The sequence below is a fragment of the Rhizorhabdus phycosphaerae genome (assembly GCF_011044255.1).
Classification (GTDB): Bacteria; Pseudomonadota; Alphaproteobacteria; order Sphingomonadales; family Sphingomonadaceae; genus Rhizorhabdus; species Rhizorhabdus phycosphaerae.
The window spans coordinates 3,946,357-3,972,016 of record NZ_CP049107.1; the positions used below are offsets into that span (position 1 = coordinate 3,946,357).

The following is a 25,660-nucleotide window of genomic DNA, read 5'->3' on the forward strand; positions in this document are numbered from 1 at the left end:
CGGCTCAAGCTACTGCTCTTGTAGAATCGGCATCGCCCGGTTGACAGGCCGAAGACTCGTCTTTAGTGACGCTCGCTCCCAGACCGTTCCGCCCGGTACCGCTTCGCGCGTGTGCCGTGCGTTCTGCGTTGTGGGAGGCGGCCCCGGTCCGACGGGGAGAGCGTCGAGATGGGGCGGATTGCCAGCCGCCCCGTGGAGCAGGAGAATAGCACAGTGGCACGTATTGCGGGTGTCAATATCCCGACCAACAAGCGCGTCGAAATCGCGCTGACCTACATTCACGGCATTGGTCCGGCCAAAGCCAAGGAAATCACCGCCAAGCTCGGCATCGAGCCGCAGCGTCGCGTGCAGGACCTGAGCGATCAGGAAGTGCTGCAGATCCGTGAAGCGATCGACGCCAGCTACACCGTGGAAGGCGATCTTCGTCGCCAGGTGGCGATGAACATCAAGCGTCTGATGGACCTGGCCTGCTATCGCGGCCTCCGTCACCGCAAGGGTCTTCCGGTCCGCGGCCAGCGCACGCATACCAATGCGCGCACCCGCAAGGGCAAGGCCAAGCCGATCGCTGGCAAGAAGAAGTAATGGGCTTGAGTGCCGGGCCATCTGGCTACGGCGCTCGCTCCTTCATGTAGGAAACGGATAACATGGCACGTGAACCTCAGCGCATTCGCCGTCGCGAGCGCAAGAACATCACCGCCGGCGTCGCGCATGTGAACGCCAGCTTCAACAACACGATGATCACCATCACCGATGCACAGGGCAATGCGATTGCCTGGTCGTCGGCGGGCATGATGGGCTTCAAGGGCAGCCGCAAGTCGACCCCTTACGCCGCGCAGGTCGCAGCGGAAGACGCGGGCAAGAAGGCTGCCGAGCACGGCGTCCGTACGCTCGAGGTTGAGGTCAAGGGCCCGGGTTCGGGCCGTGAGTCGGCGCTCCGCGCTCTTCAGGCGGTGGGTTTCCACATCACGTCGATCCGCGACGTTACGCCGATCCCGCACAACGGCGTTCGTCCGTCGAAGCGCCGCCGCGTCTGATCCGGCGCGGAGGCTTCGGCCTCCGCTCTCCGTCTTTTCCGGCAGGCTGCCTTCCGTCGCCTGCCATACCCCGAGGGGAACACAGTGGCTGTCAACGCAAAGAACTGGCAGGAACTCAAGAAGCCGAACGGCCTCGAAAAGAAGTCGGGCGGCGACGGCAAGCGTAAGGCGACCTTCGTTGCCGAGCCGCTGGAGCGTGGCTTTGGCCTGACGCTTGGCAACTCGCTGCGTCGCGTGCTGCTGTCTTCGCTCCAGGGCGCAGCGGTTACGTCGATCAAGATCGAGAACGTGCTGCACGAGTTCTCGAGCCTGGCTGGCGTTCGCGAGGACGTCACCGACATCGTTCTCAACGTCAAGCAGATCGCGCTGCGGATGCAGGGTGACGGCGCCCGCCGCCTCCAGCTCTCCGCGACCGGCCCGGCCGAAGTGACGGCGGGGATGATCGCGACCCCGGGCGACATCGAGGTGATGAACCCCGAGCTGGTCATCTGCCATCTCGACGACGGCGCCACGCTCAACATGGAGCTGACCGCCGACATCGGTAAGGGCTATGTCACTGCGGCGGCGAACCGTCCGGTCGACGCCCCGATTGGCCTGATCCCGGTCGACGCGCTCTACTCGCCGGTCCGCCAGGTGGCGTACAAGGTCGAGAACACCCGCGTCGGGCAGGAGCTGGACTATGACAAGCTTACGCTGACCATCGAGACCGACGGCACCGTGACCCCGGAAGACGCGCTGGCCTATTCGGCACGCATCCTCCAGGACCAGCTGCAGCTGTTCGTCCACTTCGACGACGGCATGGCGATCACCGCTCCGGCAACCGGCGGCAGCACCGCCGGCAGCACCGCGGGCGAGCCCGAGGGCGACGCGAACCAGCTCAACCGTTACCTTCTCAAGAAGGTGGACGAGCTCGAGCTCAGCGTCCGTTCGGCCAACTGCCTCAAGAACGACAACATCATCTACATCGGCGATCTGGTCCAGAAGACCGAGGCCGAGATGCTGCGCACGCCGAATTTCGGCCGCAAGTCGCTCAACGAGATCAAGGAAGTCCTCGCGTCGATGGGGCTCCGCCTGGGCATGGAAATCCCGGGCTGGCCGCCTGAGAATATCGAGGAAATGGCCAAGAAGCTCGAACAGGAATTCTGACGCTTTGGGGAGGGAGACCTCCCCATTTCGTCATGAAGGGGTGAGGGGCGGCGCCCTTGGAAATTGCCGCCTGGCTTGGGGTACCTTGAACGGCCCCCTGACAAACGAAGGAAAATATCATGCGCCATCGCGTAGGCGGTCGTAAGCTTCAGCGGACCGGATCGCATCGTCTCGCCCTGTTCCGCAACCAGTCGGCGGCCCTGATCAAGCATGAGCAGATCATGACCACCCTCGCCAAGGCGAAGGAGCTTCGCCCCTATGTCGAGAAGCTGGTCACGCTGGCGAAGAAGGGTGGCCTCGCCAACCGTCGTCTCGCCCATGCCCGTCTTCAGGACGACGCGCAGCTGAAGAAGCTGTTCGACGTTCTGGCCGAGCGTTATGCGTCGCGCAACGGCGGCTATACCCGCATCATCAAGGCCGGCATCCGTGCTTCGGACGCGGCCCCGATGGCGATCATCGAGTTCGTCGATCGTGACGTTTCCGCCAAGGGCCAGGACTCCGGTCCGGTTGTCGGCGACGACGACATGGCCGACGCGGCCTGATCCTGGGCGGTTTCCCCCGGGAAGCCGAACATATCGCATTGAAAAGAGAGCCGCGGGCGTTACGCTCGCGGCTCTTTTTCTTTGTGTGCGGAGAGGGCGTTTCCGGATGGTGTCGAGGATCGTGCGGGCGTCGCTGGGTGCAGCGGGGCTCCTTCTCTGCCTGTCCGGACCAGCCCGTCTCGCCGCTGCGGAGCCCAGCGTGACCTATCCCGAAACGCGCAGCCAGCCGATCGTCGAGGAGATGTTCGGCGAACGGATCGCCGACCCCTATCGCTGGCTCGAGCGCGACGTCCGCACCGATTCCGAAGTGGCCGACTGGGTGGAGGCGCAGAACGCGACCACGCAGCGCTATCTCGGCTCGCTGAAGGGGCGCGATGCGCTGCGCGCCCGGCTGAAGCAGCTGTGGGACTATGAACGCAGCGGCGTGCCCCGCAAGCGCGGCGGCCGCTATTTCCACACCTATAATAGCGGCCTGCAGAACCAGTCGGTGCTGATGGTGCGCGACGATCTGAAGGCCAGCCCCAGGCTGTTGCTCGATCCCAATGGCTGGTCGAAGGACGGCGCCACCGCGCTCGACGAATGGCGGCCTTCCAATGACGGGCGCTTCGTCCTCTATTCGGTGCAGGACGGCGGCAGCGACTGGCGCACGCTGCGCGTGATCGATGCGACGAGCGGGCGGGTCCTGCCCGACGAGATACGCTGGGTGAAATTCTCGACGCTCGCCTGGGATGGTCGTGCCGAAGGCTTCTTCTATTCGCGCTTTCCCGAGCCGAAGCTGGCTGCCGCCTTCCAGCAGCTCAACCTGCACCACCAAATCTATTATCATCGCCTCGGCACGCCGCAGTCCGAAGACCGGCTGATCTACGCCACGCGCAGCCGTCCGCGCCTGAACCATCATGCCGAGACGACGCAGGACGGCCGCTATCTGCTGATCACCTCGAGCGAGGGGACCGACGAGCGTTACGCACTGACGCTGTTCGACCTCTCCGACCCGGAGCTCAAGCCCCGCCGCCTCGTGCGCGGCTTCACCGATGAATGGGCGCTGGCGGGCAGCATCGGCGACAGGCTCTATTTTCGGACGAATTTTCAGGCGGCGCGCCAGCGCCTGGTGATGCTCGACGTCTCACAGACGCGCCCGCGCCCGGTCGAGGTCGTGCCGCAGGGCACCGACACGCTGGTCGGGGCGTCGCTCGTCGGCAGCCGGCTGATCCTCGCTTATCTCGGTGATGCGAAGACCGAGGCGGTGCTGTACGAACTCGACGGCCGCCCGGTCGGGCCGATCAAGCTCCCCGACATCGGCACCGGCGCGGGCTTTGGCGGGCGGGCAGGGGATCCGGAGACCTTCTTCAGCTTCTCCAGCTTCGCCACCCCCTCGACCATCTACCGCTTCGACACGTCGACCGGAAAGATGGAGCCGTTCATCAAGCCGAGGCTCAGCTTCGATCCCGACGAGTTCGACGTCGACCAGAAATTCTTCCGCTCGCGCGACGGCACCGAGGTGCCGATGTTCGTCGCCCGTAAGAAGTCGACCCCGCCGGGCGCTCCAGCGCTGCTTTACGGCTATGGCGGCTTCAACGTGGCGATGACGCCGACCTTTTCACCGGCTGTGCTCGACTGGATGGAGATGGGCGGGGTTTATGCCGTCGCCAATCTTCGTGGCGGGGGCGAATATGGCAAGGCGTGGCACGATGCCGGGCGGCTCGACCGCAAGCAGAATGTGTTCGACGACTTCATCGCGGCGGGCGAATATCTGATCGCCAGCGGGATCAGCGCCAAGGGCAAGCTGGCGGCGATGGGCCGCTCCAATGGCGGGCTGCTCGTCGGCGCGGTTGTCAACCAGCGCCCCGACCTGTTCGCCGCCGCCAATCCGGCGGTGGGCGTGATGGACATGCTCCGCTTCACCAAATTCACCGCCGGCCGCTACTGGATCGACGACTATGGCGATCCGGCCAAGGAAGAGGATTTCCACGTCCTGCGCGGCTACTCGCCCTATCACAATATCCGCGACGGCGTGGACTATCCCGCCATCCTCGTGACGACCGCCGACACCGATGATCGCGTCGTCCCCGGCCACAGCTTCAAATATGCGGCCGCGCTGCAGTCGGCCTCGATCGGCCCCCGCCCCCACCTGATCCGCATCGAAACCCGCGCCGGCCATGGCTCGGGCAAGCCGACCGACAAGGTGATCGACGAATATGCCGATCTGTGGGCGTTTCTCGGCCATTGGACGGGGCTGAAGCTGCCGGAGTAGGGTTGTTGTGAAGCGGATCGTCCTGAAGCGACCCCATAGCGGGCGTTGCGCGCCAAATTGATGCGCTGCATATTTCGAGCATGGCGGACACGTTGGACCTCGACCCCGAATGGGGTGCAATCGACCTGATCGAAGAACTCGAAGCCACGTTCGGGTTCAAGATAAAAGATGAAGAGGCAGAACGCTGCTGCACCGTGGGCGATGTCTATGACGTGGTTTGCGCACACACCGCTGGATGGGACGATCAGGAAGGTCTCTGCGGATCATCGATGGTGTTCTATCGATTGCGAAGGGCGCTGCGCTTTAAGGACAAACGGTCGATAACTCCAAGCACCCCTCTCGCTCATTTGGGACCTAGCCCAAGCAAGCTAATGGATGGGCTTGCCAAGCGAAGTGGGCTCCGCCTTCCTGTGCACACACTTACCGGGCTCGGTAACACTGGTGCGGTCAGTTTGCTTGCTGGGATCGTCCTTTCTGTTGTCGCCGCATTCAATGCGCATTGGCTGTTTGCTGGCGCTTCGGCCTGCGGAGCGATCATCGGTCTCATACTGGTGTGTCGTGATCCAGGCTGCTTTCCAAACGGAATCCAAACACTGGGTGATCTCGTTCATCGCGCAGTCCCGCTTAACTCAAAGCTGGTTAAGGAGTTCGGCGGCAGACCAGCGGCTCGTTGGTCAATCCTTACTGCGATCGCCGCGGAGTATGGGAAGCTAAAGCCAGGTGACATTTCGACCGAGACTTATCTGCACAGGAAAAGTCTGGACGAAGCCAGCGCTGCCTGAAGTCTGGAAACCACCCCATTCCGGTCATTGCGGGCTGCTAGCGATAGCGCCGACAGCTGACAGGCAGCCATCTCACCCTTTCGGCCGAAAGCAGGACTTCCCCTGTCGACGCCTAAGCGGACGCTCAGATTGCGCGATCAATCGTTCCCCTCACTCCAAAAGATGAAGGCCGTATCTTCGTTGCTGCCAATACCGCCACACGGAAGAAAGCCGCTTCTATGGAGAAATCGTCGGCAGAGTGATGAGCGTGGGAGTTCGGGCTAACCAGTCCCGGCTCCTACCAAGGAAGAACCGGTTTTTCGTTGAGTGGCGCGGTACGAAACTCTTCCCGGCTTCCTTGCCAGCAGTTTGCCTCCGAGCAGGGAAAATTGTCCGCTATGACCGCCTGTACGCGGGCCGCTACGCCGCAATTGGCCGCTTTTGACACGTCTAGCATCATATATGGATCCGGGAGCAGGTGTCTTGAGATGCGGACATATTGCCCAAGCTGGTAGTAGGAGATTGGGCTACCATTCCAGAAAATGCTTTTCCCTCGGACCTCGACCCAGAATTCCCATGGTCGCACTGTTCGTCCGACTGCGGGCGTGTCCCAGTGAGGCAGCGGTTTGGGGCAAGAAGGTCCCACAAGTGCAATATCACGGGCGGTGACCAACCCCAGCAAGCCAGCAGTGCACAGAACGCTGCTCGCCAGCGCTGCGCAGGCAATCCGCTGTATCGACTTGATGGGATTCTCCCTTGATTCCTAGGCGTCGGTAGATCGCCCGAGCTTTACGGCTAGAGCTCTGGCCAAAAGCTGCCAATCAGAAAGCGACGCCCTTGCGGACGTTCGGCCGATGCGCGATCAATCCTGAATGCCGCTATACACGTATGTCGCTAGCTATCGTGGCGCGATCCACGCCGAGCAAGGTCGCTTTAGTAACTACACGGGATTTGCACCCGGCCTGCTTGGAAAGCTGCCTGACGGAGCGCTACCGGGCCTTACGCCAGCTTTGCGCAACGACTTGGTTCGCGAGGCGTATATTTGCCAGTGGAGCGCGGTATCGAACCGCACCCATTTGTGGAGAACCTCCTTTGACGTTGGCGGTCATGAGATGGTTGTCTACGCGATTGAGACCAAGCCGTAGCGCGCGAATAAAAAGTACAAGTGCTGATCCCCGCGTCATTCGATCATCCGTCTGAAATCACCAACCGCTTCCAAACCTCTCGCTATCGCCTGATGACATGAAGGATTTCATGGAAGCGGCCTTCGTCGATGCCGAAACGCTGTTCTCCTGCCAATAAAGTCCCGTTGTCTGGCTTGAGATGGAGGGAGGGACGTTTCGTGGGGTCTCGAAACTCGATAACGACCGGAGCGCCAAGCGAGCCCGGATAGGGGCGGAGTTCGTTAGCGAGTGTTCCGGGACGCTTCGGTTCGTAGGAACCGTCCTCGTCGTAAATCTCCAAATAGCGCTCGAAAGTCCGCAAATCGACCTCGGCCCAAGCTCCCCAACCGAAGCTCTCCGGCGCACCAGCAATCGGGACATACAGGACGCACCGAATGAAATAGCGTTCGCCAAGCTGGCACAGATCGTCATTGAACCTTGCCTTCTCGGTGCGCTCCTCCTCGGGAATCTCCCATACAACATCGGGCAGCTTGTATGCCCAATCCGTTATGAGACCTTCGTGCTCTTCTCCGCAAATCGAGCATATGAAACTATCGCTCAACGGTGTTCCTCACTGCTTCGGGCATCCAAGGCAGGAACGCGCCGAGAATTGCTGATGAGATTGGGGAGAGCAGAAACGCCCGAAACTCTCTCACGATGACCTCCAACTCGCTATTCGGAGAGCATGCCCAGTTTCGCGTCAGCTTTCCATCCCATCCTCGTCTTTCCAGATGAGATCGGATCGCGCGGCGGCTCTCGCCCGATAGCGGACACGCCTTGCTCGCAACTGAGTGCGGGTTTACCCGTCTCAAATGTCGGAGACGAGCAACCTTCCTGGCTGGGCGGCCGTGATTGATTGGTTCGGCTATTCCCCCAACTTTCATGACGCGGAGGTCATATCGATCGACCTCCGGCGTGATCCCGAAGAGTCCAAAGTGCGTGTGCACGCTTGGCGAAGAAATAGAGACGTGACCGACCAAGGCTATTTTCGGTGCGACCGCCATGCCCTTGTGACATTCACCATTAAAGGCATCAGGTCATTGAAGCTTGCAGGATGGAACCACCAAAACGTCCTTTCCTCGCTTTGGGCTGGCCAGACGGATGGTGGTTACGTCCTTGAACTGCCGGAGATCTATGGCGTGGATGGTGAGATCGCGGCGGTGGATATTTCTGTTTCTATCGAGCCGTTCAACGTGAGCTGAGATGGCAGCTAACCACTCCATCTCGGTCATCACGGTCTGCTGGCGCTAGCGCCAACAGCTGACTGGCTGCGATCCTAGTTTTTTGGCCGAAAGCAGGATTCCTGCTCCCGCCCCATTGTTGCCGGTGCCAGACCGTAGCAAAGTGAGCTGATGGCGACGTTCCGAGCACTCCCAATAGTTACTATCCTCGCCGGTTTGCTTGTCGGAAGCTGTGCTACACCGCCTAAGAAACTTAGCAGTGTGGAGCGGGCTAAGTGTACCGCCGAAGCTGGATATGAAAGCCGCAGCGCATTCGGCTATCCGATATGCCAAATACATTATTCAGATGGGGGCAAGGCTTGCACGGGTCGTGCCGACTGTCAGGGACGGTGCTTATTGAGCGTGGATGGTAGGCCGAATGCGCCCCTCCCGAAACAGGGGCAAGCAGCGACCGGCACCTGTGACGCTGCGCGATACAATCCCGGATGCTTCGTAACTATCGAAGGCGGCAAGGTAACCGCAGATGGTGCGTGGTGCGAGGATTAGGGAGCGGCAGCTAACCACCCCATTTCAGTCATGCGGCCGCGCAGAGTGCTCACCCGAATGTCGATGCAGCAGGGCTTCTATGGCTCGCGGCTAAGCGGCCAGGCAGGGACGAACTGCGGCGTCAGCTCACAGCCTCTGTCACGCAAGCTGCAGTTGCCGCTGATCGGTCATCACGTGCCAACACCAGCCACCCTACACAAACATGCAGGCATGATTGTTTTTTCTTGCCAGCCTCGCCCCTCCTGCTGTTTCTAGCGGCGCGCGCCTGATGCGAACGAGTCGAACTCGGCGGTCGCGATGCGTGCGGAGGGAGAGGAATGCGGGTGAACAAGCGGAAGGTGGCTGCCGTCGGGGCAGCGTTGGCGCTGATGGTGGCGGGTGCCGCCAGCGTGACCGGGCAGCCGGTCAGTGAAAGCCAGGCGATGGAGAAGAAGCGGATCCGCTCGCAGGACGAGCTGCAGAGCAAGGACCGCAACGCGATCGACCCCGCGACCGCGCCGGGCCGCAAGATCTACGCCGACAATTGCGCCGCCTGCCATGAGGGCGGGGTGCCGCGCGCGCCGTCGCCGACCTTCCTGACGCTGCTTCCCGGCGATGCGATCGTCACCGCGTTGACCAGCGGCGTGATGAAGGCGCAAGGGTCAGCACTGACCCCGCAGCAGCGCGTCGAGGTCGCCGAATATATCACCAAGCGCAAGCTGACCGCCGATGCGAAGCCGGTGCCGCCGCCCGTTTGCAAGGGGCCGAAGCTGGCGCTCGACATGAACGACGCGCCGCGCCCGGTGGGCTGGGGCCAGGACAATCGCCGCTTCATCCCGGCCGACATGGCGAAGCTGTCGCCCGAGGCTGTCGGAAATCTCAAGCTCAAATGGGCCTTCGCCTTTCCGGCCGCGCTGCGCGCCCGGTCGCAGCCGGCCTATGCCTGGGGCACGATGTTCGTCGGCAGCCAGGACGGCACCATCTATGCCTTCGATCTCGACAGCGGCTGCACCAAGTGGACCCAGCGCGTCTCCGCCGAGGTACGCACCGCGATCGTGCCCGATGCAGCGAACAAGCGCCTCTATTTCGGCGACCTGCTCGGCCGCGCCTATGCGCTCGATGCGAAGACGGGCAAGATCCTGTGGCAGGAGAAGCTCGACGATCATCCCGATGCGACGATTACCGGCACGCCGACGCTGGGCGGTGGGATGCTCTATGTGCCGGTGTCCTCGCTCGAGGTCGCGCAGGCCGGCGATCCGAAATATCCGTGCTGCACCTTCCGCGGATCGGTCGTCGCGCTCGATCCGGCGACGGGCAAGCCGCAGTGGCGTGCTTATACCGTGGTCGAGGAGCCGGTCGAGCATGGCAAGACCAAGGTCGGCACTCCGGTCATCGGCCCGTCGGGCGCGCCGGTGTGGAACAGCCCGACCTATGATGCGCGCAACAAGCGCATCTATTTCGGATCGGGCGAGAATTATTCGTCGCCCGCCGACGACAACAGCGATGCGGTGTTCGCGGTCGATGCCGTCACCGGCAAGCGGCTGTGGCACACCCAGCTGACCAAGGGCGATGCCTGGAATGTCGGCTGCATGCTGGGCAATGACAGCTGCCCGAAGGAGGACGGCCCCGACCATGACGTCGCCGCCTCGCCGCTGCTGATCCCGATCGATGGGGGGCGCAACATCCTGGTCGTCGGGCAGAAGTCGGGCGAGGCCTGGGGCATCGATCCGGACAGCGGCAAGATCGTCTGGCAGGAACGCCTCGGCCATGGCGGTACCCAGGGCGGGGTCCATTTCGGCATGGCGGCCGAAGGCACCCGCGTCTACGTGCCGATCAACGACATGGCCGATACCGGCGACGCGCGCGTCTATGACGCGTCGATCCGGGGCGCGGGGCTGCACGCGATCGATGCGGCCACGGGCAAGCTGCTGTGGAACGCCAAGGCAGCGACCGACTGCAAGGACCGTAAATTCTGCGATCCGGGCGTTTCGGCGGCGGTCACCGCTATTCCGGGCGTCGTCTTCGCAGGCCATCTCGACGGCATGTTCCGCGCCTATGACGGGCCAACGGGCAAGCTGCTCTGGGAAACCGATACGACGAAGACGGTCAAGACCATTACCGGAGCGGAAGGCCATGGCGGGTCGATGAGCGGCCCCGGCGCGCTGGTCGTCGACGGGCATGTCGTGATCAATTCGGGCTATGGCATGTATGCGCACATGCCCGGCAATCTGCTGATGGTGTTCGCGCCGTCGAAGTGATCGGCGCGGGATGATCTGGCTGGGGCCCGGTCATTCAGCTTGCCGCAATCTCGCCCCGCCTAATCGCAGTGAACGATAGTCACTCGATTGGGCGGGGCCTTTTCATGATCAGGAAGTTCATCGCATCGGCGGCCGCAGCGGCGCTCCTCGCGGGCGTGATCGCCCCGGCCGCGCAGGCCCGGCCCTATTGGGGGCCGCGCCATCATCGCGGTGGCGGCGGCGACACCTTCGGCAACATCCTGCTCGGTGCGATCATCGGCGGCGGAATCTTCGCGGTCGCCTCTTCCGCCTCGAAGAAGAACAAGTCGGTCCCTTCGCGCAGCGGCGACGACCAGCGTGATGATCTGCGCCGCGACGGTGACGATGCGCGCGAGGTCTCGTCGATCTGCACCGAAGCCGTCGAGAGCATGGCGCGCGGCCCCGTCTCGTCGGTCGACTCGGTCGGCCGTGACGGCCCCGATGGCTGGCGCGTCGATGGTGTGGTGCGCGGCGAGCGCGGAGACCGCGAGTTCCTGTGCGACGTGCGCGACGGCATGGTCGAGAATATCCAGCTGCGCGAGCGCCTGGCCGCGCGCTGAGGCGGCAGACGTACGGCCGATAAGGGGCAGGGCGGTCAAGCCGGCTGGACAGCCGCGCCGCCTGCCATTATCGGCTCCCCATGACAGCCCAGCTTCCCACCGCATCCGCCCATGGCATCGGCTCGCAGCCTTCCGAGTCGATCCTGATCGTCGACTTCGGCAGCCAGGTGACCCAGCTCATCGCGCGGCGCGTGCGCGAGGCGGGCGTCTACAGCGAGATCGCTCCCTTCAGCAGCGCCGACGCCGCCTTCGACCGGCTGAAGCCGAAGGGCATCATCCTGTCGGGCGGCCCCGCCTCGGTCGCGGACATGGGCAGCCCCCGGGCGCCGCAGCGCTTCTTCGAGGCCGGCATCCCCATCCTGGGCATCTGCTATGGGCAGCAGACGATGTGCCAGCAGCTCGGGGGGTCGGTCACCCCCAGCCATGACAGCCGCGAATTCGGCCGCGCCTTCATCGAGGTAAAGAGCCGCTCTGCGCTGTTCGACGGCCTGTGGAAGGAAGGCGAGCAGCATCAGGTGTGGATGAGCCATGGCGACAAGGTCGACGCGCTCCCGCCCGGCTTCTCGCCGGTGGCCGTGTCGGAAGGCGCACCCTTCGCCGTGACCTCGGACGAGAAGCGCCGCTTCTACGGCGTCCAATTCCACCCCGAGGTCGTACACACGCCCGACGGCGGCAAGCTGATCGCCAATTTCGCGCGCCATGTCTGCGGCCTTGCCGGCGACTGGACGATGGCCGAGTTCCGCGCGACCAAGATCGCCGAGATCCGCGCGCAGGTGGGCGACGGCAAAGTCATCTGCGGCCTGTCGGGCGGCGTCGACAGCGCGGTGGCGGCCGTCCTGATCCACGAGGCGATCGGCGACCAGCTGACCTGCGTGTTCGTCGACCACGGGCTGATGCGGATGGGCGAGGCCGATCAGGTGGTCAGCCTGTTCCGCGAACATTATGGCATCCCGCTCGTCCATGTGAACGCCGAGACGCTGTTCCTCAACGGCCTGAAGGGCGTCTCCGACCCCGAGGCGAAGCGCAAGTTCATCGGCAAGACCTTCATCGACGTGTTCGAGGCCGAGGCGAAGAAGATCGGCGGCGCCGCCTTCCTCGCACAGGGGACGCTCTATCCCGACGTGATCGAAAGCGTCAGCTTCACCGGCGGCCCTTCGGTGACGATCAAGAGCCACCACAATGTCGGCGGTCTGCCCGAGCGCATGAACATGAAGCTCGTCGAACCGCTGCGCGAACTGTTCAAGGACGAGGTCCGCGCGCTCGGTCGCGAACTGGGCCTGCCCGAGATCTTCGTCGGCCGGCACCCCTTCCCGGGACCGGGCCTCGCGATCCGCATCCCCGGCGAGGTGACCAAGGAAAAGTGCGACATCCTGCGCAAGGCCGATGCCGTCTATCTCGACGAGATCCGCCGTGCGGGCCTCTACGACGCGATCTGGCAGGCCTTCGCGGTGCTGCTGCCGGTCCGCACCGTCGGCGTGATGGGCGACGGCCGCACCTATGACTCGGTCTGCGCCCTGCGCGCGGTTACCTCGACCGACGGCATGACCGCCGACGTCTATCCGTTCGACAGCGCCTTCCTCAGCCGCGTCGCGACGCGGATCGTGAACGAGGTCCAGGGCATCAACCGGGTGGTCTACGACTACACCTCGAAACCGCCTGGCACGATCGAGTGGGAGTGAGCTAAGCTCCCTCCCGCTAAATTGGGAGAGGGGCGCATGCGATTCCTGGGCCGGCGGCAGCTTATCGTAGCGGGGATCATTGGCTCCATAGCCGCGTGGTTCGCCTCGACACGCGCTACGGCCAGAACCTTCGGCGATATAGGCGAATTGCGTGAGTCCGTGATGGCGGCGGCGCGGGCTGCGCCGGGCGTCACCAAGGTCGTAGCCGATCCGGACAATGCGGCGCAGTTCACCTCCACGATCGGTGAAGAGACGGTCACTTCGGACGTGACCAACCTGTTCGGCTATCTGTCGGCAAACCCGGACGAGAATGCCGACGAGGCGATCGCGCGCTTCGTGCGGTCGATGGCCGAGAGCCTGAGCAGGGCGATCAGCGACGACATCATCGTGCCGGTCATTCGCACCCGCGACTATGTGCAGGACGCGGCCCGGCGTGGGCAGGAACTGCTCCATGAGCCGATCGGTGCCGATCTGGTTGTCGTCTATATGGCCGACAGGCCCGACTCCATGGCGCCGATCGGCGTCAAGGATCTGCCGGGCAGGGCGTTGGAGGACGTCCGGAAGACGGCCCTGGCTAATCTGAGAAAATCGCTTCCGAAGCTGGTCGAGGACGACGGCCTCGGCTTCGGAATGCTCTATTATGTCGACGACAATCCCATGTTGTCGCCGAGCCTGCTGCTCCTCGACGAATTCTGGGAATCGATCGCTGCCCGCTTCCCCGGTGACGTGCTCATCGCGCTCCCCCGGAAAGACCAGCTCTTCCTCTTCGCCGACGATCCCAAACATGCGACCGGGGCGCGCCGCCTGATCGAGGTCACGATCGAAGAGGATTTCAACCTGCTGTCGCCGCAGCTCCACGCGCGGCGGGGCGGGCGGATCGTGGCAGTATCGGAATGATGGTCTAGCCCAAGGCGGATCAGCAGTTTCGCCCTCGGAACACTGACATTAACGCGAAGAGCCGCGTCGGAATTCCGAGCATGGGGCCAGCTTCGGCCATTTGCCGGTCGAGCGTCTGAACCGCTGCTCCATGATCCCCCGCTATTGCGAGATGGAGAGCATCACCGGCGCCGAGGCCCAAGCCATGCTGGTCGGCATATCTTGCCGCCGTCCGGAACTGGGCACTCGTCACAGGCAGGACGACGAAGCTCTCCGCTACAAGCCTGTTGAACAGGGCGAGCATGGTGGCGCGCTGTTCGATATCCATGTGCCCCGTACGGAGCTTGATTGCGATCGCGGACGACATTTCGGTGATGGTCCAGTCGCTGATCATCAGGTCGCTGGGATCCTGTTCGGCCAGCCAGCCCTGAACGCGCCGCGTCATCGCCTCGTTCGAAAGCGCCGCGACGATCACCGGCGTATCGAGATAAACCATCAGTAGAGGTCGCCATCCTATTCGATAGCAGAAGCCTGTTTCCTTCATGCTACTATCCCTGTGGAGGGGATATATGAGCGATGGAACGGCGGAGCGCCGCGTCATGCCGGTGACGGGGCTGGCGGCACCGAAATTTCGTAACCCGTGGATCGAGCCCCCGGCCCTGCGTCAGGGGCTGGCGATGTTGCGAGCGCATCGGGTGGTGCTGATCACCGCGCTGCCGGGCAGCGGCAAGTCGCATTTCATGACGCGATTGGCCAGCGAGGCGCAGGCCGCACTCGACATCACGGCCTGGTTGAGATGCACGTCCGGCAGCGGCGCGGATATCGTCACCGGAATCGCGACCACGCTGGTGCGTTCGCTGCTTGGGGAGCGCAGTGCGACGGCAGCGATGCTGATGGCGCCGGGCAGTGTGCCGGCCTCCTTGCTGCTCACGATGTGCCTCAACGAGGTGGCCACCTTCGCCGGCGAAGTGGTCCTTTTCCTCGACGATCTCGGTACGCTCGATGATGAGGGCGCCTGGGCGATGGTGCAGCAGCTCATCGAGCAGGCCCCCGACAATCTGCGGGTCGTGATGGCGTCGCGCCGTGCCGTCCCGCTGAAGCTGTCGCGTCTGATCAACGACGGCACGCTGCTGAAGCTGGAAACGCGGGACCTGCAGCTCGACTCCGGTCAGATCGCGGATCTCCTCGCGAGCCTCGGCCGCCCGACCCCGGATCTCGCCGAACTCCGCACCCTGTCCGAACAGACATCGGGTTGGGTAGGGGGATTGTTATTGCTGACAAGGCGCGATCCCGACCGCCGGAGCAAAGGACGCGGTATCGTCCTGACCGCATCGATGCTCGACTATTTCGGAGAGGAGGTGCTGGCGGGCCTGTCCTCAGGGGCGCGGAATGCACTGGATCTGATCCTGACGCCGCACCTGATGAGGGAAAGCCTGATCTTCGAACTGGCCGGCGACGCCGATTTCACGCCGCATCTGCGGGAATTGCAGGACCATTGCCTGCTGGAAGCGGTTCATGGTCAGGGGGGCACTACCTATCATCCTGCGCCGCTGCTGCCGCTGGTGGTACGGCAGCTCCGACGGATCGGGGAGCACGAAGCGCTTCGCCTGCATCGTCACTGTTCTTCATGGTTCGAGCTGCACGGCGAGCCGCAGGCCGCCGCCGCCCATGCGGTGGACGCAGGCGATCTGGATCGGGCAGTTCAACTGATCGATCGCTGCGGTATGGCGATGATCGCCGAGGGTCATATCACGGCGTTGCAGGGGTGGATGACGCATCTGCCGATCGAGCGGCTGCGGAAGCGGCCTTGGGCTCTGCTCTCGGTCGCATGGGCATTGTCGCTTCTCTATCGCCTCGACGATGCGCTGCCGTTGATCGCGGCGGTCGAGGAGGATCTCGCTGTCGCCGATGACGAGACGCTGGAAGCGAGTGTCGCGGCGCTGAAGGTCATGCACCGCTCGATGCGCGACGACATGGCGGGATCGGTCGAGTCCGCGCGGGTCTGGATCGCGCGGTTCGGGCGTCGCGAGGACTGGTCGACCTATGTCGTCGACAATTCGCTGAGCTTTGCGCTGGCCCATGTGGGCCAGGTCAACGAAGCGCGGCTGGTGCTGGAGCGCGCTTATCTTCCCAATTTCTACGCGCGAGGGCCCTATGCCGCCATCTACAGCCGCTGCATCCTCGGCCTGATCGACCTGCGCGACGGACAGGTGCGGCGTGCCGAGGCGAATTTCGCCTGGGCGCTGAAGGCGGCGGAGACGGATGCCGGCGGCAATTCGACCGGGGCGGTCATGTCGGCGGGGCTTCTCGCCGGCGTCCGCTATGAGCGCAACGACATGGCGGGCTCGCAGCGCCTGCTCGGCGGCTATGCCTGGTGGATGCACGGCCATCTGTTCACCGATGCGCGATTCCAGGCCTATCGGGCGATTGCCCGCGGCCAGCTGCGCCGCCACCAATATCGCGCGGCGATCTCGACGCTCGAGCAGGTTCTCGACTCCGGCCCTGCAGTCCGGCTGCTGCGGCTCCACGCCGACGTTCTGGTAGAGAAGATACACATCGCGCTCGCCCAGCACGATCTGCGCATGGTCAACACCTATATTGCGGCACTCGCCGAACAGCTGCGCGGCGCCGACGACCCCGTCATCGCGCGCTACGTCGAGGCGTCTCTCGCTGGTTCCCGGGCGCGCCTCCACATCGCGCTGGGCGGCTGGAGCGAGGCAATGGCGATGCTCCGCCAGGCGATCCGGCTCGACTTGAACGGCGGATGGAAGCTGCGTGCTTTCACCTGGGCAGTGCTGCTGGCGGTCGTCTTGTCCCGATCCGGAAGGGAGGACGATGCCGTCCGGCTCATGGGTCGGCTGGTCGGCCATGCCGCGCGTGCCGGCATCGTGAGCAGCTTTCTCGACGGTGGCCCCGACGCCGCCCGCCTGCTCGATCGGCTGGCGGAAGCGTCGGCGGTCATGGATCGCCGCAAGCAGACCCATTTGCGGAGGCTCCGCGAGGCCTTCGATCCGAGCCTCGCCGAGACTGACGCGGCCGAGGTCGAGCCCGCAGACAGTCGCGACGCGCTCACCACGCGCGAGCTGGAGCTGATCCGGCTGGTCAAGGCCGGCCTGACGAACCGCCAGATTGCCGAGCGGATGCAGGTCAGCGAGAACACGATCAAATGGCATCTGAAAAATGTGTTCGAAAAGGTCAGCGTCAGGAAGCGAACCGAGCTGGCGGGCCTGGCGCTGCCGACCTCATCCGCAGCCCTACCCGCGCGGCCACCCGCCAACCGGGTGGTTTCGCGCCGCCGCCGACCGGCTAGCGTTCTGCCTGCGGGACGGGAGTGAGTGCCTGCGACAGAGAGGAACGAGACAGGCATGAACCAGGCGCGTGATGGCTTTCGGATCGACCCCGATTGGTACTGGTCGAGGGAGCGGGCCGATCTGGAATGGGAGCATGTCTGGTCGAAGCTCTGGCACATGGGGCCGCGGGTCGAGGAGGTCGCTGAGCCGGGCGACGTCTATGTTCACAGCTTCGGTCGCGAGAGCCTGTTGTTCGTCCATGACGATGACGGTGAGGTCCGCGGCCTGTTCAACGTCTGTCGCCATCGCGGCAACCGCCTGCTGCTCAGCGAGGACGGGCCGGCCTATGCGACCCAGTTCAAATGTGCGTTCCATGGGTGGTGCTTCGACCTGTCTGGCAAGCTCGGCGACGTTCCTTATCGCGAGCGCTTCGATCCTGCGCTTCTCGCCGACGAGACCCGGACGGCCCTGGCCCGTTTCCGCGTCGAGCAATTCGCCGGCTGGTACTGGTTCACGCTCGACGATCAGGCGCCCGACCTTGCCTCCTATCTCGGCCCGATCGCGCCGCGGCTCGCAGCCTATCAGCTCGAGAAGGCCCATATCGTCGACTACAAGACCTTCGAATTCGCCGCCAACTGGAAGACCGTCTTCGACGCCTTCAACGAGAGCTACCACTTTCAGACGCTGCACTCGGACATCCTGAGCTGGGGCAATGAAGATGCCCCGATCACCCTGCTCGGCATCCACAGCTATATGGTCAACGAATATGGCCGTCCGTCGCGGATGTATGCCGATCAGGAGAGCGTGAACCCGTCGCTGCAGGTGCTGCTGCAGGCCAATGGGATCGATCCCGCGACCTTCCCAGGAAAAGCCGGCGATGTGCGGGGGGCGATACGGGATGTCAAGCGCGCGCGGCAGGCGATGGGCGACGCCACCTACCCCTATGCGACGCTGAACGACAGTCAGCTGACCGACGCCTATCACTACATGCTGTTTCCCAGCACCCACTTCAATCTCTTCCCCGAATTCTATGTCACCTTGCGCTATCGCCCGCATCCCAGCGGCGATCCCGAGAAGATGTTCTTCGACTTCATCATGTGCGCGGCGCTAGAGGAGGGCGAAACCGTGCCGCTCTATGAGCACCGGGTGGTGCGCGGAGGTACCGAGCGGGTCGCCGACGTGCTGCAATGGGGCAAGCGCAACCATCCTATCGTCAATCAGGTGCTCGACGAGGATGTCGGGCTGGTCGAGTTCGTCCAGCGCGGCCAGCGGTCGCAAAGCTTCGAGGAAGGCATTCTCGGTCTCGACGAGCGGCGGATCGACCATTTCCACCGGATGATCGACGAATTGATCCAGGGCCAATCCATAGCGGACCTAATCAAGCGCTATGCGGTCGAGCCCGACGCGCATAGCGGCGTCTGATGTCCGGAGAGGGCTCGAAGGGTGGACCGATACGGGTCCACCTGATCGTCGGCGCGCCGACGCACGACACCAACTATGTGCGGCTGGAACTGCTCAAGGCGCTGCATGAGAACCCACATGTCTGCGTCACGATCGGCGACGATTTTTCGGATGTGGGCAAGATCGCGGCGGCGCAGGCGCTGGTTGTCTATAGCTGCAATGTCTCGCCCGACGATGCGCAGCTCGATGCGCTGGAAGAGTTCGTCGAAGGGGGCGGGCGCCTGTTCGCGATGCACGCGACCAATGCGCTGATCCGTTTCACAGACGGGCCACCCATCATCGCCCAAGGCATCGAAATACCGGGGCAGGTCGACACGACCGACACCAACCCGCGCTTCACCCGGCTTCTCGGCAGCCGCTTCCTCGCGCATCTTCTGCTGGGGCCGATGCATGTCGAGGTGACGGAGACGGGTAGTGGCCTGCTCTCCGGCTTGGCCGCCTTCGACGTCGTCGACGAGCCCTATGTGGTCGAACTGACCGGGCCGGCGGAGGTTTTGCTCACCGCGCGTTTCGGCGGCAGAAATCCGGGCTATGTCCTCTCGGACTGGCCGGAGGCGGACTATCCGCAGATGTATCTGCGCGGACAGGGCCGGGGAGAAGTCCTCTATCTCAACCTCGGCCACAGCAGCGGTCGCTACGACTTCCTGCCGCTGATGGACGAAGGGCCGGCGTCGCGCGGACCCTGGGAAACCGATGGATTTCGGGCGGTGTTGCGGCGCTCGCTCGACTGGGTGACGCGGGCGTGAGCGGTCGCTGACGACATGGTGAGGGGAGTGGCATGAGCCGACAGCAGAATATCGATCTCGTGAACCGCTATTTCCAGGCGATGCACGACAATGACTGGGCCACGGTCGAGGCGATGTACCATGACGACATCGTCAACCACATGGCGGGAACCACGCCTGCATCCGGACGGATCGAGGGCAAGGCTGCCATGACCGACGAGCTGGTCGCGGCGCAGGTCCATGCCGCGATGGTGCCCGAGGAGATGCAGTTCGCACGCCGCTGGAAGGTGATGTGTGCCGATGACGAGCGGGTGGTGGCGATCATGGAGGGCGGCGGCCCGACCCGCGCCGGGGATCGCTATGACCAGACCTATTGCGAGATTTTCAGATTCGAGGACGGCAAGATCATCGAGATGCACGCCTTTTTCGATACCGCGCTCGCCGAACGAGCCCTGTTCGACAATCCGCTGCGGCAGCCCCGTGGCCCGGTGGCGAAGCCGCTGACCTACTGACCTCGCGGCCCGGACCGCCATTCCTCCTCCATTAGACACGCCGGTCCACGCCTGTGGTCCGGCGCATCGGCATTCGCCCCGTCTCTTCACCATTCGCTTGGGAGGCGATGCAGTTCGCGTTCGCGCCCGCTCGGGTCCGCAGATCGGTACGGGTAGGTGGGCGCCGCGCGGCCGCTACCCACCCGCCCGTATAGGTAGTTTTGCGCATTGCGTGGCCGGCTAGCACGAGGGGGCAAAAATCAATGCACTGGGGAGGTCCATCATGAGCCGTCTGTCGAATCGCGCCCTTTTTCTGTCCGCCGCAGCACTGATCATCTGTTCGCCCGCCTGGGCGCAGCAGGCGTCCGGCTCCGAGGGGGCCGGGACTGAAGCCAATCTCGGCGAGATTGTCGTGACCGCGCGGCAGCGCAGTGAGCGGTTGATCGACGTGCCCGTCGCGGTGACGGCGCTCAGCGCCAAGGACATCGGCCGGTACAATGCAACCACCCTGCAGGACATCGCACAAATGGCACCGCAGGTGACCATCGCCAAGCAGGCGTCGGGCAGCGGCTCGTCCTTCGTCATCCGTGGTATCGGTTCCTCGACGCTGGACTCGGGGTTCGACCAGTCGGTGGCGATCAATGTCGACGGCGTGCAGAACAGCCGGGGTCGCTCGCTCCAGCAGAGCTTCTTCGACATCGGCCAGGTCGAGATATTGAAGGGGCCGCAGGCGCTGTTCTTCGGGAAGAACAGCCCGGCGGGGGTGATCGCGATCACCTCGGCCAACCCGACGCGGGAATTCTCGGCGGGAGCGCGGATCGGCTATGACTTCGTCGCCAACGGGGTTCAGGGCGAAGCCTATGTTTCCGGGCCGATCACGCCGACCCTGGGCATTCGCGTCGCCGTCACCGGGGACAGGTCGCGCGGGTGGATGAAGAACTCGGCGGCGCAGCTGAACGGCGACGTCGAGCCTGCGTCGGGCCTGCCGCTGCGCGCGGCGGACGCATGGGGGCCGAAGGAGCGCGACATCATGGGCCGCCTGACCCTGGCCTGGGATCCGAGCAGCAGCTTCTCCGCAAATTTCAAGTTCGCCACCGGCATTTCCAAGGACAATGGCGAAGGCACCAACGGCGAGATCGTCTTCTGCGGCGCCAGCACAAAGGTCGTCGACGGCAGTTCGGGCCAGACCGACCCCTATAGCGACTGCAAGAAGAACCGGACCGTGTCGGCCGCAAATCTGCCCCCGGAGCTTGTCGTCGGTATGCTCAACGGCAATGACGGCAAGTCTTTTTCTCGCTACAAGCCCATCATCTCATCGCTGACCACCAACTGGACCGCGGACCGGTTCAAGCTGACCTCCGTCACGGGCTATTATCGGTACCGGCTGGACTATTTTCAGAGCAACTTTGCCAAGACCATCTATGGCGGGAACATGGGCTCGCAGCGGGAAACCTATAAGCAATTCACTCAGGAACTGCGTTTGCTGACGACCTTCGAATCTCCGCTGAACTTCATGTTCGGCGCTTATTATGAGGATTCGAAGCTCGACAACGAACAGGCGTTCCGCATCGCCAATCTTCCGCCAGACGCGGTGTCGGGTTTTTATTACAGCATCGGAAAGATCGGTACTATCGACAGCAAAACCTATTCGGCGTTCGGGCAGGCAACCTACAAGATCCTGCCCGATCTCGAACTGGCGGCTGGTATTCGCTGGAGCCGGGACGAGAAGAGCGTCGAGCAGCAGAATATCTATGTCGCGACGCTGCTCCAGGCCGCCTTTCCGGTCGGCGTGAATTTTCCCGGCCGGTACAAGAGCAACAACTGGTCGCCCGAGGCTACGCTGACCTGGCATCCGACCAGCCAGACGACGCTCTATGCGGCGTTCAAGACCGGCTACAAGGCGGGTGGCTTCGGCGTTCCCGCTATCCTCAGCGCCGGCACCCAGCCGTCCGACTATTCGTTCAAGCCCGAGAAGGTGAAGGGCGGCGAGATCGGCGCCAAGGGGCAGTTCCTCGGCGGGCGCCTGACGCTGAACAGCGCTGCCTATCTCTATGATTACAAGGGACTGCAGGTCGACATTTTCGACGGCACCAAGATCACCTACCAGATCTTCAACGCCGGCGCTGCGCGGTCGTACGGCGCGGAGGTCGACGCCCGCTATGCGGTGACCAGCGATCTCGCCGTCCGGGTGGCGCTCGGCTATAACCACACGCGTTACACCGACTATCTGTCGGCCTGCTATGGTGGCCAGACCGTCGCCCAGGGCTGCAATCTCCAGCCCGATGCCACCGGCGCCTTCACCCGCCAGGATCTCAGCGGCGCGCCGACCGTGCGCGCGCCGGACTGGAGCGGCAGCGTCGGCGTCACCTACGACCATGAACTGGGCAATGCGATGCGCCTCGGCCTCAGCAGCGACCTCGTCGGAACCTCCAAATATTATTTCAGCGAGACTGAGGGACCTGGCACGCTGCAGAAGGGTTTCTTCAAACTCAATGCAGCGGTCCGCCTCTATCGCGACGACGAGCGCTGGTCGTTGGCTCTGATCGCCAAGAATATCTTCGACAAATATGTGGTGACCGGTGGCAGCGACCGCCCCGGCTCGGGCTCGGGCAGCGGCACCGCTAACGGCGTCCCCGCTGACATCATCGGCTATATTGATCGCCCGCGCGAGGTAATGGTGCAGTTGGGATTCAAATTCTGATCGGGGAGGCAGGATGTCGGCAGAAGCGATGGCGGGTCGCGCGGTAATCGACCGTTATCACCGTGCGATCGCAGTCGGTGATTATGACGTCGTCACCGCACTGCACGCGCCCGAAGTGGTCGTCTGGATGTCCGGCCAGAGCATCGTCTCTGGCCGGTTCCAGGGCCGTACCGAGCTGTTCGCGCATATGACGCATCATGTTCTCGGGCCGCTCGACACGCAGGCGGAGGACTATGTGAAGGCTGTCCGCGTGGTTGCCGAGGCAGGCGATCGTGTCGCGGTGATCTTTCATGGCGGGCTGCCGAACCGGAGCGGGGGACGCTACGACCAATATTATCTCCAGATTTTTCGGATGGCCGACGGCTTGATCCAGGAAATCGTCGAACTGTTCGACACCGTCATGTTCGAGCAGGCCGTGGCCGGCAATCGGCTGCGCATAGCTCGGACGCAGCCTCGAACACCCTTCGGTGTCGGAGATGCACTGTCGGGCGCAAGCAGCAGACAGGTCATGGCTGATCTGGCGGACGCCTGGTTGGCAGCCGTGTCGGTTGGGGATTGGCCAGCGACAGCCTTGCTCGCCGGAACGAATTGCACATTGGCCGTCGCCGGCACGACCCCGCTGTCCGGCGTATCGCCGTTCGAGGTCGAGCGCCTGCGCGCGGTGCTGGAAGGCGGCGTGGGCTGGTCGCGGATCGCCTGCACCGATCACCGCGCCTCTGTCGTGCTGATGCGGGGAGCGGACCCGTCCTACCCCCAGAACTATGGTGTCGTTCTCGAAGCCGACGGCGACCACTTGGGACGTGTCAGCATCTTCTGGGACACGGCGGCGGCCGAAGCGAGGCTGTACCATAATGAGATGCTGCCTGAACCAACCACCTCGATCATGCCGTCCTTCGACTTGCGTCTGGCATTCGAAGGCTGACCGAAACGCCGTTGCTCAGCTCGCCGAAGCGTTTTCGCTGTCGGCGAGTCAGCCTGAAGCCGTCCCGTCAAATCGCTCGCGCGCGGCGAAGATGGTTTTGCTGTGGGCGCCGACCCAGTCGACGAGCGCCAGCAGGGGCTCCATCAGGGCGCGGCCCAGATCGGTCAGCGCATATTCGACGCCGGGCGGCCGGGTGTCGAAGACGGTCCTTTGCAGCAGTCCGTGCCGCTCGAGATCGCGCAGTCCCTGGGTCAGCATCCGCCGCGAAATATCGGGCAAGGCGCGCAGCAGCATGTTGAAGCGCTTGGGCTCTTCCTGCACCTCGAGCAGAATGAGGACCGTCCACTTGGCGGTCACCTGATCCAATATGGTCCGGACCGGGCAATTGTGCGGATCGAATCCCTCGGCCTGCCAGGCGGCAAGCCGGGCGGGGCGGGAGCCCGTGCCAAGGTTCCCCTGATGTGACCTTGTCACGATAAACTGCCTCCTTACAGCGGAATTGGAAGGTTCCTATTTGAGACCTGCTATCTCGCCAAGACAAGGAATTTCCATGACCAGCTATCTTGTGACCGGGGCCTCCGGCCAATTGGGCCGCCAGGCCGTCGCCCATCTCGCAACGATCGTGGATCCCGCGCAGATCATCGCGCTCGTGCGGTCGGCGGCAGCGGAAGCGGACTATGCGGCCCAGGGCATCGCCACCCGGCGCGGCGATTATGAGGATCGCGCGTCTCTGGTCGCCGCCTTTGCCGGGGTCGATCGCCTGCTGTTCATCTCCTCGTCGGCCATCGGCAGCCGCATCTCACAGCACGCCAATGTCGTCGAGGCGGCCAAGGCAACCGGCGTCGGCTTCATCGCCTATACGTCGCTGCTGGGTGCAGCGGCCAGGGAGATGCTGATCGGACAGGAGCATGTGGCGACCGAAACCATGCTGGCGGATAGCGGCATTGCGCACACGCTGGTCCGCAATGGCTGGTACAGCGAGAATCTGATGATCAGCCTTCCGCAGGCCCTGGCGACCGGCCAGATCTTCGGCGCATCGGGCGAAGGCCGCTTTTCGCCGGCCGCGCGTGCCGACTATGCCGCTGCCGCTGCCGTCATTCTCAAGGGCGGCCATGACAGGCAAACCCTCGAATTGGGGGGCGACGAGTCCTTTACCATGGACGAGTTCGCTGAGACCGTGTCGGCGCTGAGTGGCAAACCCGTGCGCTTCGTCAATATTCCGCAGGAGGCGCTGGCGGACGGCATGGTGCAGGCCGGCCTGCCTGCGCCGGTCGCGGCGGTTCTGGCCGATGCCGATGCCAGGGCCGCGCAAGGCCTGTTGTTCACGCAAAGCGCCGACCTGTCCCGGATTCTGGGTCGGCCGACCCGGTCTTACCGCGACATGCTCGCGGAGGCGATCGGTCCGACGGCTTGAGACTGACCACAATCCGGGACGGGCGCCAGGCCGCTCGTCCCGGCGGTGCCTGCGGGCTTGCCGGCCGGTGCGCCGATCTCGTCTGGCTGGCGCGCTTCTTTCCTTGCCGCATCGCGTCGAATAGAGTGTGGTCTCAGGAGTGCCGTGATCGCAGGATAGATGCCATGCCGCATTGGCTCGTGAAGTCGGAACCGAACAGCTATTCCTTCGCCGATCTTCAGCGCGACGGACATACCATCTGGGACGGGGTCCGCAACAATGCGGCGGCGCTGCACCTCAAGGCAATGCGCGTCGGCGACAAGTTGTTCGTCTATCACAGCCAGGAAGGGCTGGCTGTGGTCGGCATCGCCCGGGTTGCGCGCGAGGCCTATCCCGATCCCAGCGACGCCGCCGGCCGGTTCGTCGCAGTCGAGATCGAGCCCGTGCGCGCGCTTGCGCGGCCCGTGACACTTGCCGAGATGAAGGCCGAGCCTGCCTTGGCCGGCATGGCGATGCTCCGCCAGAGCCGCCTGTCGGTCTCCCCCGTCACCGACGGAGAGTGGTCGACGATCCTGCGCCTCGCCGACCAGCAGGGCTGATCGCTTACGGTCGAGCGGCGGCTTCCTCGCCGGTGGAGTCCGCCGTCGCAGGCATTTATAGTAAGCCATCCGGCTAAGTATCTT

The 25,660-nt window shown here is 63.8% G+C and carries 22 protein-coding genes; 19 read left to right on the forward strand and 3 right to left on the reverse strand.

All coding sequences use genetic code 11. The features are described 5' to 3' along the window. Positions 1–213 precede the first annotated feature (213 nt). The 6 genes from rpsM (at position 214) to G6P88_RS18405 (ending at position 5,755) form a co-directional block, all read left to right on the forward strand. The gene (gene rpsM, locus G6P88_RS18380; protein ID WP_165325289.1) at positions 214–582 is read left to right on the forward strand and encodes a 30S ribosomal protein S13; all 369 of its coding nucleotides are present in this window, start codon (positions 214–216) and stop codon (positions 580–582) included. 62 nt (positions 583–644) lie between these two features. Then, the gene (gene rpsK, locus G6P88_RS18385) at positions 645–1,034 is read left to right on the forward strand and encodes a 30S ribosomal protein S11 (protein ID WP_011952170.1); all 390 of its coding nucleotides are present in this window, start codon (positions 645–647) and stop codon (positions 1,032–1,034) included. Positions 1,035–1,118: 84 nt separating this feature from the next. Beyond that, a complete protein-coding gene (locus tag G6P88_RS18390; RefSeq protein ID WP_165324481.1) occupies positions 1,119–2,180 on the forward strand; it encodes a DNA-directed RNA polymerase subunit alpha in 1,062 nt (353 codons plus the stop codon). A 119-nt stretch (positions 2,181–2,299) separates the two neighbouring features. Further along, on the forward strand, positions 2,300–2,722 hold the full coding sequence (gene rplQ, locus G6P88_RS18395) for a 50S ribosomal protein L17 (protein ID WP_165324482.1): 423 nt from the start codon (positions 2,300–2,302) through the stop codon (positions 2,720–2,722). Positions 2,723–2,828: 106 nt separating this feature from the next. Further along, on the forward strand, positions 2,829–4,973 hold the full coding sequence (locus G6P88_RS18400) for a prolyl oligopeptidase family serine peptidase (protein ID WP_165324483.1): 2,145 nt from the start codon (positions 2,829–2,831) through the stop codon (positions 4,971–4,973). Positions 4,974–5,053: 80 nt separating this feature from the next. Then, complete coding sequence (locus G6P88_RS18405; RefSeq protein WP_165324484.1) at positions 5,054–5,755, forward strand: acyl carrier protein; 702 nt, start codon at positions 5,054–5,056, stop codon at positions 5,753–5,755. 1,206 nt (positions 5,756–6,961) lie between these two features. Here the strand turns inward: G6P88_RS18405 and G6P88_RS18410 are convergent. Further along, the gene (locus G6P88_RS18410) at positions 6,962–7,459 is read right to left on the reverse strand and encodes a DUF2199 domain-containing protein (protein WP_165324485.1); all 498 of its coding nucleotides are present in this window, start codon (positions 7,457–7,459) and stop codon (positions 6,962–6,964) included. Between the two features lie 250 nt (positions 7,460–7,709). Here G6P88_RS18410 and G6P88_RS18415 point away from each other — a divergent pair, with 250 nt between their 5' ends. The 5 genes from G6P88_RS18415 to G6P88_RS18435 all read left to right on the forward strand — a co-directional run bounded on the left by G6P88_RS18415 (position 7,710) and on the right by G6P88_RS18435 (position 14,015). After that, the gene (locus G6P88_RS18415) at positions 7,710–8,099 is read left to right on the forward strand and encodes an Imm50 family immunity protein (RefSeq protein ID WP_165324486.1); all 390 of its coding nucleotides are present in this window, start codon (positions 7,710–7,712) and stop codon (positions 8,097–8,099) included. Between the two features lie 848 nt (positions 8,100–8,947). Next, positions 8,948–10,861 (forward strand): outer membrane protein assembly factor BamB family protein, encoded by a 1,914-nt coding sequence (locus tag G6P88_RS18420; RefSeq protein WP_425594458.1) that lies wholly within the window; start codon positions 8,948–8,950, stop codon positions 10,859–10,861. A gap of 104 nt (positions 10,862–10,965) precedes the next feature. Next, a complete protein-coding gene (locus tag G6P88_RS18425) occupies positions 10,966–11,439 on the forward strand; it encodes a hypothetical protein (protein WP_165324488.1) in 474 nt (157 codons plus the stop codon). Positions 11,440–11,519: 80 nt separating this feature from the next. Then, the gene (gene guaA, locus G6P88_RS18430) at positions 11,520–13,118 is read left to right on the forward strand and encodes a glutamine-hydrolyzing GMP synthase (RefSeq protein ID WP_165324489.1); all 1,599 of its coding nucleotides are present in this window, start codon (positions 11,520–11,522) and stop codon (positions 13,116–13,118) included. Between the two features lie 147 nt (positions 13,119–13,265). After that, the gene (locus tag G6P88_RS18435; protein WP_165324490.1) at positions 13,266–14,015 is read left to right on the forward strand and encodes a DUF1444 family protein; all 750 of its coding nucleotides are present in this window, start codon (positions 13,266–13,268) and stop codon (positions 14,013–14,015) included. 19 nt (positions 14,016–14,034) lie between these two features. On the opposite strand, the gene G6P88_RS18440 is transcribed toward G6P88_RS18435, so the two are convergent. Then, positions 14,035–14,490 (reverse strand): type II toxin-antitoxin system VapC family toxin, encoded by a 456-nt coding sequence (locus G6P88_RS18440; RefSeq protein WP_165324491.1) that lies wholly within the window; start codon positions 14,488–14,490, stop codon positions 14,035–14,037. A gap of 73 nt (positions 14,491–14,563) precedes the next feature. Between G6P88_RS18440 and G6P88_RS18445 the strand changes: the two genes are divergently transcribed. The 6 genes from G6P88_RS18445 (at position 14,564) to G6P88_RS18470 (ending at position 23,584) form a co-directional block, all read left to right on the forward strand. Next, a complete protein-coding gene (locus tag G6P88_RS18445; RefSeq protein WP_165324492.1) occupies positions 14,564–17,329 on the forward strand; it encodes a LuxR C-terminal-related transcriptional regulator in 2,766 nt (921 codons plus the stop codon). A gap of 30 nt (positions 17,330–17,359) precedes the next feature. Next, entirely contained in the window at positions 17,360–18,706 is a 1,347-nt protein-coding gene (locus tag G6P88_RS18450) for an aromatic ring-hydroxylating oxygenase subunit alpha (RefSeq protein WP_165324493.1), read from the forward strand. Beyond that, entirely contained in the window at positions 18,706–19,491 is a 786-nt protein-coding gene (locus G6P88_RS18455) for a ThuA domain-containing protein (protein WP_165324494.1), read from the forward strand. The genes G6P88_RS18450 and G6P88_RS18455 overlap by 1 nt, the downstream gene beginning before the upstream one ends. A gap of 32 nt (positions 19,492–19,523) precedes the next feature. Further along, complete coding sequence (locus G6P88_RS18460) at positions 19,524–19,982, forward strand: nuclear transport factor 2 family protein (protein ID WP_165324495.1); 459 nt, start codon at positions 19,524–19,526, stop codon at positions 19,980–19,982. 262 nt (positions 19,983–20,244) lie between these two features. Continuing rightward, the gene (locus G6P88_RS18465) at positions 20,245–22,662 is read left to right on the forward strand and encodes a TonB-dependent receptor (RefSeq protein ID WP_165324496.1); all 2,418 of its coding nucleotides are present in this window, start codon (positions 20,245–20,247) and stop codon (positions 22,660–22,662) included. A gap of 13 nt (positions 22,663–22,675) precedes the next feature. Further along, entirely contained in the window at positions 22,676–23,584 is a 909-nt protein-coding gene (locus G6P88_RS18470; RefSeq protein ID WP_165324497.1) for a nuclear transport factor 2 family protein, read from the forward strand. A 48-nt stretch (positions 23,585–23,632) separates the two neighbouring features. Here G6P88_RS18470 and G6P88_RS18475 read toward each other — a convergent pair whose 3' ends face one another. Then, complete coding sequence (locus tag G6P88_RS18475) at positions 23,633–24,058, reverse strand: winged helix-turn-helix transcriptional regulator (protein WP_165324498.1); 426 nt, start codon at positions 24,056–24,058, stop codon at positions 23,633–23,635. 76 nt (positions 24,059–24,134) lie between these two features. Between G6P88_RS18475 and G6P88_RS18480 the strand changes: the two genes are divergently transcribed. Further along, positions 24,135–24,998 carry an SDR family oxidoreductase gene (locus G6P88_RS18480; protein ID WP_165324499.1) on the forward strand — a complete coding sequence of 288 codons (864 nt, stop codon included), beginning with the start codon at positions 24,135–24,137 and terminating at the stop codon, positions 24,996–24,998. A 164-nt stretch (positions 24,999–25,162) separates the two neighbouring features. Continuing rightward, on the forward strand, positions 25,163–25,576 hold the full coding sequence (locus G6P88_RS18485; RefSeq protein WP_165324500.1) for an EVE domain-containing protein: 414 nt from the start codon (positions 25,163–25,165) through the stop codon (positions 25,574–25,576). The last annotated feature ends 84 nt before the right edge of the window (positions 25,577–25,660 follow it).